Consider the following 5,320-nt stretch of genomic DNA (forward strand, 5'->3'; position numbering starts at 1 on the left):
ACCTCGCATTTTCGGGGTTACATCAGTCAAAACTCTTCCCTATAAGGCCCTCCTAGCCTGATACCAGAATCGCGAGCACAACCGGCCGGGTCTTCCCGTCCCGGTTTTTTGTGCAAGCCGCCCGCCGAACGGACCTTTGACATGCCAAGACGCACTGACATCAAGTCGATCCTGATCATCGGGGCCGGCCCCATCGTCATCGGCCAGGCCTGCGAGTTCGACTATTCCGGCACGCAGGCCTGCAAGGCGCTGAAAGAGGAAGGCTTCCGCGTCATCCTGGTCAATTCCAACCCGGCCACCATCATGACCGACCCGGAACTGGCCGACGCCACCTATATCGAGCCGATCACGCCTGAAGTGGTGGCCAAGATCATCGCCAAGGAGCGGCCCGACGCGCTGCTGCCGACCATGGGCGGCCAGACCGCGCTCAACACCGCTCTGTCGCTGCGCCGCATGGGCGTGCTCGAGCGCTACAATGTCGAGATGATCGGCGCCGATGCTACCGCCATCGACAAGGCCGAGGACCGCGCGCTGTTTCGCGAGGCGATGAAGAAGATCGGCCTGGAAACGCCGAAGTCGATGCTGGCCAACGCCACCGACGTCAAGAACACCGACCGCAAGACGCATGAGGCCGAGCGCGCGGCGCTCAAGGCCGAGAAGCCGGCCGATCTCGACGCCGCGCTCGACGCCTTGGAAACTCGCTGGAACCTCGGCGAAGGCGACCGCAAGCAGCGCTATATCAGCCATGGCATGGCGATCGCCGCCCAGGCGCTCGACCATGTCGGCCTGCCGGCCATCATCCGCCCATCCTTCACCATGGGCGGCACCGGCGGCGGCATCGCCTACAACCGCGCCGAATTCTACGAGATCGTCCAGTCCGGCCTCGACGCCTCGCCGACCACCGAAGTGCTGATCGAGGAGAGCGTGCTCGGCTGGAAGGAGTATGAGATGGAGGTCGTCCGCGACAGAGCGGACAATTGCATCATCGTCTGCTCGATCGAGAACATCGACCCGATGGGCGTGCATACGGGCGACTCGATCACCGTCGCCCCTGCCCTGACGCTGACCGACAAAGAATACCAGATGATGCGCAACGCCTCGATCGCGGTGCTGCGCGAGATCGGCGTCGAGACCGGCGGCTCCAACGTACAGTTCGCCGTCAACCCGGCCGATGGCCGCCTCGTCGTCATCGAGATGAACCCGCGCGTCTCGCGTTCGTCGGCCCTGGCCTCCAAGGCGACCGGTTTCCCGATCGCCAAGATCGCCGCAAAGCTCGCCGTCGGCTACACGCTGGACGAGCTGGAGAACGACATCACCGGCGGCGCGACGCCAGCCTCGTTCGAACCGAGCATCGATTACGTCGTCACGAAGATCCCGCGTTTCGCCTTCGAGAAATTCCCCGGCGCCGAGCCGGTGCTGACCACCGCCATGAAGTCGGTCGGCGAAGTCATGGCCATCGGCCGCACCTTCCAGGAATCGCTGCAGAAGGCACTGCGTGGACTTGAAACCGGCCTCACCGGTTTGGACGAGATCGAGATCCCCGGTCTCAGCCATGGGGGCCTCGGTTCCGCCAACCATGCCGACGACCGCAACGCCATTCGTGCGGCGCTCGGCACGCCGACGCCCGACCGGCTGCGCATGGTGGCGCAGGCGATCCGCATGGGCACCTCGCTGGAAGACGTGCACGCCATGTGCAAGATCGACCCGTGGTTCCTCGAACAGATCGCCGGCATCGTCGCCATGGAAGCCCGCATCCGCGAGCACGGCATTCCCGAGGACGCCGTCAACCTGCGCATGCTGAAGGCCATGGGTTTCTCCGATGCCCGCCTCGCGTCGCTGACGAAGACCGACGCCGAAGTGATTCAGAAAGCTCGCGAAAAGCTCGACGTTCATCCGGTTTATAAACGCATCGACACTTGTGCGGCCGAGTTCGCCTCGCCCACCGCCTACATGTACTCGTCCTATGAAGTGCCGTTCGCCGGCGCGCTGGCCAACGAGGCACAGGTCTCGTCGCGCAAGAAGGTCGTCATCCTCGGCGGCGGCCCCAACCGCATCGGCCAGGGCATCGAGTTCGACTATTGCTGCTGCCACGCCGCCTTCGCACTGCGCGACGCCGGCTATGAAGCGATCATGATCAACTGCAACCCGGAGACGGTCTCGACCGACTACGACACCTCGGACCGGCTCTATTTCGAGCCGCTGACGGCGGAAGACGTGCTGGAGATCCTGCGCGCCGAGCAGGCCTCGGGCGAACTGATCGGCGTTATCGTGCAGTTTGGCGGCCAGACGCCGCTGAAGCTGGCGGATGCGCTGGAGAAGGCCGGCATCCCCATCCTCGGCACCTCGCCCGACATGATCGATCTGGCCGAAGACCGCGACCGCTTCCAGAAGCTGCTGCACAAGCTCAACCTCAGCCAGCCGAAGAACGGCATCGCCTATTCGGTCGAGCAGGCTCGCCTGGTTGCCGGCGAGCTCGGCTTCCCCCTGGTGGTGCGCCCATCCTATGTGCTCGGCGGCCGCGCCATGCAGATCATCCATGACGAGGGCATGCTGCAGACCTATCTGCTCGACACCGTGCCCGGCCTGGTGCCGGAGGACATCAAGCAGAAATACCCCAACGACAAGACCGGCCAGATCAACACGCTGCTGGGCAAGAACCCGCTGCTGTTCGACACCTACCTATCCGGCGCCATCGAGGTCGATGTCGACTGCCTCTGCGACGGCAAGGCGACCTTCGTCTCCGGCATTTTAGAGCACATCGAGGAAGCCGGCATCCATTCGGGCGACTCAGCCTGCTCGCTGCCGGTGCACTCGCTGCCTTCCGAACTGGTCGACGAGCTGGAGCGCCAGACGGCAGCCCTTGCCCGCGCGCTCAATGTCGGCGGCCTGATGAACGTGCAGTACGCGATCAAGGACGGCACGGTCTATGTGCTGGAGGTCAACCCGCGCGCGTCACGCACCGTGCCCTTTGTCGCCAAGACCATCGGGCGGCCGATCGCGAAAATCGCCGCCCGCATCATGGCCGGCGAAAAACTGGAAGACGCCTTCGCCCATTACGGCGCCATGCCCGACCCCAGGAACCCCGGCCACATCGCGGTCAAGGAAGCCGTCTTCCCCTTCGCCCGCTTCCCTGGCGTCGACATATTGCTCGGACCGGAAATGCGCTCGACCGGCGAGGTCATGGGCCTCGACCGCGACTTCGCGCTGGCCTTCGCCAAGAGCCAGCTGGGCGCCGGCGTCGACCTGCCGCGCTCCGGCACGCTGTTCGTCTCGGTGCGCGACGAGGACAAGAAAGGCATCCTGCCGGCGGTCAAGCGCCTCGCCGGCCTCGGCTTCAAGGTGCTGGCGACCTCAGGCACCGCCCGCTTCCTCGCCGAAAACGGCGTCGACGCCCAGAAGATCAACAAGGTTCTGGAAGGCCGCCCGCATATCGAAGACGCCATCCGCAACCGCCAGGTGCAGATCGTCTTCAACACCACGGATGGCCAGAAGGCGGTGTCGGACTCCAAGTCGCTGCGCCGCGCCACGCTGATGCAGAAGGTGCCGTATTACACCACGCTGTCGGGTGCGGCTGCTGTGGCGGAGGCGATTGCGGCGCTGAAGGCGGGGAGCCTGGAGGTCAGGCCGCTACAGGAGTATTTTGCGTGAGGTGATTGGCCGATCTCCCCACTTGAGGGGGAGATGGCCGGCAGGCCAGAGGGGGGCGCTGTCCCGCTAACGGTGCGATCCTATCTGCTCGGCCCTTCTAGCAGACGCCAAGCGGACCTGGCAGGTCAGAACAACTGTTCTTGTCTCTGCGTCTCCGGTTGATCTTCTCTGACCGTCAGGCCAAACATCGAACGCACTTGCTCCAGGATCTTTGTTGCGTGATGCGCAACCCCGGCAGCTCGCCAATAAGAGGGGTTTCCAACTGCCTGTCCATCGGAGATCTTTTTGATGAAGGCATCGCCAAACGAATACGCAGGACCGTCGTATTGAGGGTGATCCACAATACTTTTTGCTGCTGCGCGAATCGCTGCGAAGCTCATCTTTGGAATTGAGCCTCCTTTTGAAATGAGGCTCCCCTTATCGAGCGTATATCTGATGTGCGCACTGGCCCGCGAGTGTTGAGGATTACGCAAGAAGTTAGGATTCTCAATTCCATAGTCAGCGTAAACCACACGCCTCGGCAAATCGGAGCGACTCATGAGAGCGTGATATAATTCCCATTCTCCGCGCTCAATCGACTTTGTTGAATTAAATCCAATCTTTGCTATCTCAGCGGAAAACGTTCCAACCGTAATATAGACATGCGCCCAGTCCTGAAGATAAGGCACGGCTGCTATTTGAAACGAAAGTGCCTCAGCAACCTCTTCTGGGTTTTCGATTTCGAATTCGCCAAGGTCGATACAAAGCATAGCGTCTTTGGCAGAGACACCGACCCCACCAAGAACTGTATCGACCTTCTCTCCCAATCTAGAGTCCTCCAGGTCGCCCAGGGCAAGCTTGAGAACAATTCCAGATTGATTCCGCCTTACAATTTCCCGAACAGCGACAGTCAATGCACCGCTCGGCTCGACGGTAATTGCCGGTATAATGCAACAACCTAGAAGACGTGCTCGTTCTGCGAATTCTCTAATTGGATGAGGTGACGCCGTCTTAAATTCATCATCTTGGTCAAAGCGATGGCTGTCAATTACGGCAGGCCGCTTGCGAAGGTGCTTTGACAGTCGATCTGCAAATTTCGACTGACACTCATCGAGCGAAAGCTTGCGCTTGTCCTCATGATCCCAGTCGTTGGGCATTGGCAATGATAGATGGGGGAGCATGTCGTCCAAATCCCGCGAGCGAAGGCGAGATAGGCCAACGTACTCTCCAAACTTAAATTTCATCCTATAAACGAATAACAATCTGCGCTGCAGTTTTATCACCGAAGTCGTCTCCGTTAAAAACCAAACTGCCTTCGAACGCTGCCCTGCCCTACAAGTTCACTGAAAATAGTAAAATCGTTTCGTTCTCTGCGTATCCTACCAGCCACAATTGCGGGAGATAGTCCATTTGCTGTCGCGAACGATTTAACAGCATCAGGTGATTTGGCGAAACGGACAAGAGAGGTTTTCCACTTCTCGTCTGCAATCAGAGTGCTTCTAGCAAAATTGTCAGCCTCCGATTCCTTTCCTTTTTCAACGCCAATTTCATCACTATCAAAGAAAGCGACCGCATCATCAAATTGCGCATGCAAAACGAGGTGACCAAGCTCATGCATCAAGACAAACCAAAAATTGTCTAGCCTATCGAATCTTAGTGTCAGCCCGATTACCGGGGTATCACCATCCAATAT

3 protein-coding genes are annotated in these 5,320 nt (G+C 60.0%); 1 reads left to right on the forward strand and 2 read right to left on the reverse strand.

Translation table 11 applies throughout. From position 1 onward, the window contains the following. Positions 1 to 141: 141 nt before the first annotated feature. Positions 142 to 3,648, forward strand: a complete 3,507-nt coding sequence (gene carB, locus EN914_RS23105; protein ID WP_024504125.1) for a carbamoyl-phosphate synthase large subunit — start codon at positions 142 to 144, stop codon at positions 3,646 to 3,648. Between the two features lie 125 nt (positions 3,649 to 3,773). On the opposite strand, the gene EN914_RS23110 is transcribed toward carB, so the two are convergent. Further along, on the reverse strand, positions 3,774 to 4,910 hold the full coding sequence (locus EN914_RS23110) for a beta family protein (protein ID WP_024504126.1): 1,137 nt from the start codon (positions 4,908 to 4,910) through the stop codon (positions 3,774 to 3,776). A 14-nt stretch (positions 4,911 to 4,924) separates the two neighbouring features. Continuing rightward, a partial coding sequence (locus EN914_RS23115) for an ImmA/IrrE family metallo-endopeptidase (RefSeq protein ID WP_164778862.1) occupies positions 4,925 to 5,320 on the reverse strand: 396 nt, incomplete at its 5' end.

Origin of the sequence: Mesorhizobium sp. M7A.F.Ca.CA.001.08.2.1 (assembly GCF_003998455.1) — a bacterium.
Taxonomy (GTDB): Bacteria; Pseudomonadota; Alphaproteobacteria; order Rhizobiales; family Rhizobiaceae; genus Mesorhizobium; species Mesorhizobium ciceri.